Origin of the sequence: Sphingopyxis sp. (assembly GCF_034380315.1) — a bacterium.
Lineage (GTDB): Bacteria > Pseudomonadota > Alphaproteobacteria > Sphingomonadales > Sphingomonadaceae > Sphingopyxis.
The window spans coordinates 1-3,200 of the sequence record NZ_JAXMPB010000020.1 but is presented as its reverse complement, the minus strand read 5'-3'; the positions used below and the strand labels follow the sequence as shown (position 1 = coordinate 3,200).

At 62.8% G+C, this 3,200-nt stretch carries 4 protein-coding genes; all 4 read right to left on the bottom strand.

Features of this window, described 5'->3' with window-relative positions:
* Positions 1 to 100 precede the first annotated feature (100 nt).
* The 4 genes from U0S50_RS18500 to tnpA are packed head-to-tail and all read right to left on the bottom strand — an operon-like array spanning position 101 to position 3,160.
* Positions 101 to 685: a plasmid pRiA4b ORF-3 family protein gene (locus tag U0S50_RS18500; protein WP_322310094.1), complete on the bottom strand. Its 585-nt coding sequence runs from the start codon at positions 683 to 685 to the stop codon at positions 101 to 103.
* Positions 686 to 687: 2 nt separating this feature from the next.
* The gene (gene tnpC / locus U0S50_RS18495) at positions 688 to 2,340 is read right to left on the bottom strand and encodes an IS66 family transposase (RefSeq protein WP_322310093.1); all 1,653 of its coding nucleotides are present in this window, start codon (positions 2,338 to 2,340) and stop codon (positions 688 to 690) included.
* Positions 2,341 to 2,387: 47 nt separating this feature from the next.
* Positions 2,388 to 2,732, bottom strand: coding sequence for an IS66 family insertion sequence element accessory protein TnpB (gene tnpB, locus U0S50_RS18490; protein ID WP_322310092.1), 345 nt, complete (start codon positions 2,730 to 2,732; stop codon positions 2,388 to 2,390).
* Positions 2,729 to 3,160 (bottom strand): IS66-like element accessory protein TnpA, encoded by a 432-nt coding sequence (gene tnpA, locus U0S50_RS18485; RefSeq protein WP_322310091.1) that lies wholly within the window; start codon positions 3,158 to 3,160, stop codon positions 2,729 to 2,731. Before tnpA ends, tnpB begins: the two co-directional genes overlap by 4 nt.
* Positions 3,161 to 3,200: the final 40 nt, after the last annotated feature.

Sequence of the window (3,200 nt, the reverse complement as noted above, 5' to 3'; positions counted from 1 at the left end):
GTAAGCATCCGAGCAGCCACGCGTACTCTGCGCGCGCGGATGGGAGCAAAGCGGTTTATGGTAATGAGGTGCGGTCAAAGTGGGGCCTTGGCGGCGGCCGTCACGTTTTCCTGCGTGATTTGCGCGCCCATTTTTCGGCCAGGTTTTCGACGGCTCTGTTGAGGTCGGCGAACGCAGCATGGTTCGGGTCGAAGTCTTTGGCGCCCCACCATTCGGCAAGCTCGGCGTGCTGCTCATGAGCGGGATTGGCAAGCGCCTCGCGGAACTCCTGGTATCCCCACGGCCCGCCGACGTCTTCAGGCGGGCAGCGCCCCGTTGCCTCGATCAGCATGGGGTCTGCCAGCGCAACAATGGGGAACGTGCGCTCGATCTTGATGCTGTGCGTCCAGCCGTCACCGAAGTCGTAGTGGTATTTGAAGGATTTCGCGCCGGTGTCCTGGATTGCCGACAGGAGCGAGACCTTGCGTGCATCGATCGGGCCATCCCCCCATTCCTGGTCGGGCAAGCCAAAGCCGACGTCGCGGATCTGGAATTCGTAGAGATGGGTATTCGTCCAGCCCATCGCGGCTTGCAAGACCTCATGCAATCGGCTGAGCCGGATGCGCCACGGCACGACAACGCACCGCATCACCACCGGTTCGACATGATCAAGAGTAACCTTCAGGCGGACCAGGGAAGCTGCCATCGTTATGCTGCCAGCATGAGGACGGGGCTTTCAGCCTGGCGTAGCCGCTTCCACTCCCAGGGAAGCAATTCCGGCAGACGCGAGACCGGCAGGTCAGCGATACGGGTGAGGATATCGGCAAGCCACGCCTTGGGATCCACGTCGTTCAGCCGTGCGGTCATGATGAGCGTGAGCATGATGGCCGCGCGATCTGCGCCGCGGTCGGAACCGGCAAAGAGCCAAGCCTTTCTGCCGCAAGCCACACCGCGCAGCGCTCTTTCTGCGGCGTTGTTCGTCATGCAGATCCTGCCGTCGTCGGCATAGCGGGCAAAGTCGGCCCAGCGCGACAGCATATAGTCGATCGGCCCGGCCACCGGCGATGAACGCGACAGGCCGACCCGCTCGGCGCGCAACCATTCCTCCATATCGCTGAGCAGCGGCTTTGCTTTCGCCTGTCGGACGGCAAGCCGCTCTGCCGCGCTCAGGCCGTTGATGTCGCGCTCGATGGCGAACAGGGCATCGATGCGCTTGACGGCTTCGAGGGCCACCGGCGAGATCGGTTTGGCACCCTTGCCGCGCCGGGCATTGCGAGCGACATCGGCCAGTTCGAAGAACTTTCGGCGCGCATGGGCGAAGCAGAAGGCGGGCGTTGCCGGCATCTGTTTCCTCGTCCGGTCGAACAGCGGATTGAAGCCGTTGTAGCAATCAGCCTGAAGGATACCGCTGAAGTCGGCCAGATGCCTTTGCGGGTGTTCTCCGCGCCGGTCGCTGGAGGCGTAGAAGACCGCAGCCGGCGGTGCAGGCCCGGCGAATGGCTGATCGTCACGCACGTAAACCCATATTCGCCCGGTCGTGCATTGGCCCTTGGCCAGGATCGGGATCGTCGTGTCATCGCCGTGAAGCCGCTCCGCCTGGAACACATGCGCCTCGATCAGGTCGAAGACCGGCTTGAGGGCAAAGGTGACGTGCCCGACCTGATCGGCCAGCGTCTGTGTCGACAGGTCGATGCCCTCGCACTTGAAGCGCGTGCTCTGGCGGTTCAGCGGGATGTGCTGTCCGAACTTGTCAAAGACGATCGTCGCCAGCAACTGGGGGCCGATGAAGCCGCGCGGTGTGGCGTGGAACGGCGCGGGAGCCTGGCTGATCGCCTCGCAATCGCGGCAGGCAAACTTCTCTCGCACCGTCTCGATCACCTTGAAGCGGCGCGGGATCTCCTCCAGCGTCCTGGTGATATCTTCGCCAAGTCTCGACAGTCGCGAGCCACCGCAACAGGCACAGATCGCCGGGGCTGCGATGACGATGCGCTCGCGCTCGATATCCTCCGGCCAGGGCTGGCGCGCTGGCCGTTTGCGCGTGAAGGCGCGCACGGCCTGCGTTTTGGCCACAGCCTTTTTGGCCGCCAGTTCATCCTCGGCCGCCGACGTGGCGAGTTCTTCGAGCTGCAATTCCAACTGGTCGATCAGCCGCTGGGTGCGCTCACGACTCGGCCCGTGCTTGGCCCGTTCCAGCTTGCCGATCAGTAATTGCAGATGTGCGATCAGCGCCTCGGTGCTCGACAGCCGCGCCTTTGCATTGGCGGCTTCCGCCTCGGCCTGTACCCGCGCCGCGCGCTCGGCCAGCAGCGCCGCATGGGCGCTGGCGAGGTCCGAAGGCAGGGAAAGCGGCGGTAATGTCATAACGACATTCAACCAGATTTCCCAATAATCTCAATGCTTAAATGCAATCATACTCGCGTTGGTCGCCAAGTTTCCTGTGGCGCGCGCCAATCAATTCCGGAGAGCAGGTAGGAAAGCTGCGCCGACGAGATTGCCACCGCGCCACCTTCGGCTGAAGGCCAAATGAACCTTCCTCGTTCCAGTTTTTTCGTGAACAGGCAGGCCCCCTGACCATCGTGCCAGACGATCTTGACCAGATCGCCGCGCTTGCCCCTGAAGCAGAACAGATGGCCACCCAACGGGTCATACTTCAGCACCTCCTGCACTCGCAGCGCCAGCGACGGGAACCCACACCGCATATCCGTGTAGCCCGTCGCAAGCCAAACCCGAACACCTGTCGGGATCGGGATCATTCCAGCGTCTCCAACCCCCGCAGGATGCGCACCAACACATCGACGTCAACGTCACGATCGACGATGACGCGTCGACCGTTCGCGCTCAGTATCTCCATCCGCCCGGCGCCCGACGGCGAATTCAATGGTACAGGCGCCGGCACGGGCGCCTCCGCCACGACAAGTGCCGGCACGAAGCCATCAAAATTGCCGATGGCAAGCTGACCTTCCCGATACGCGCGCCGCCACGTATTCAATTGCGAGCGAGAAAGCCCGTACTTGCGCGCCGTCGCAGACGCAAGGCGCGGAGCAGAATAGCTCTCCTCCACAATCCGCAGCCGTACCGCATCGGTAAACGCGCGTCGGCGGCCAAGCTCGATAATGTCCAGCCGGCTCACATCCGGCCGGTAACTGTCCTTATTCACGTCCATAAGGACAATCGGCCACATTCACATCAATCTGAAAAGGCGGCCCACGCCGGATGCGTAC

What these genes read in the sequence shown, in the direction of transcription:
- U0S50_RS18500 (WP_322310094.1), bottom strand. Translation starts at nt 685, where the DNA reads ATGGCAGCTTCCCTGGTCCGCCTGAAGGTTACTCTTGATCATGTCGAA.
- tnpC (WP_322310093.1), bottom strand. Translation starts at nt 2,340, where the DNA reads ATGACATTACCGCCGCTTTCCCTGCCTTCGGACCTCGCCAGCGCCCAT.
- tnpB (WP_322310092.1), bottom strand. Translation starts at nt 2,732, where the DNA reads ATGATCCCGATCCCGACAGGTGTTCGGGTTTGGCTTGCGACGGGCTAC.
- tnpA (WP_322310091.1), bottom strand. Translation starts at nt 3,160, where the DNA reads ATGTGGCCGATTGTCCTTATGGACGTGAATAAGGACAGTTACCGGCCG.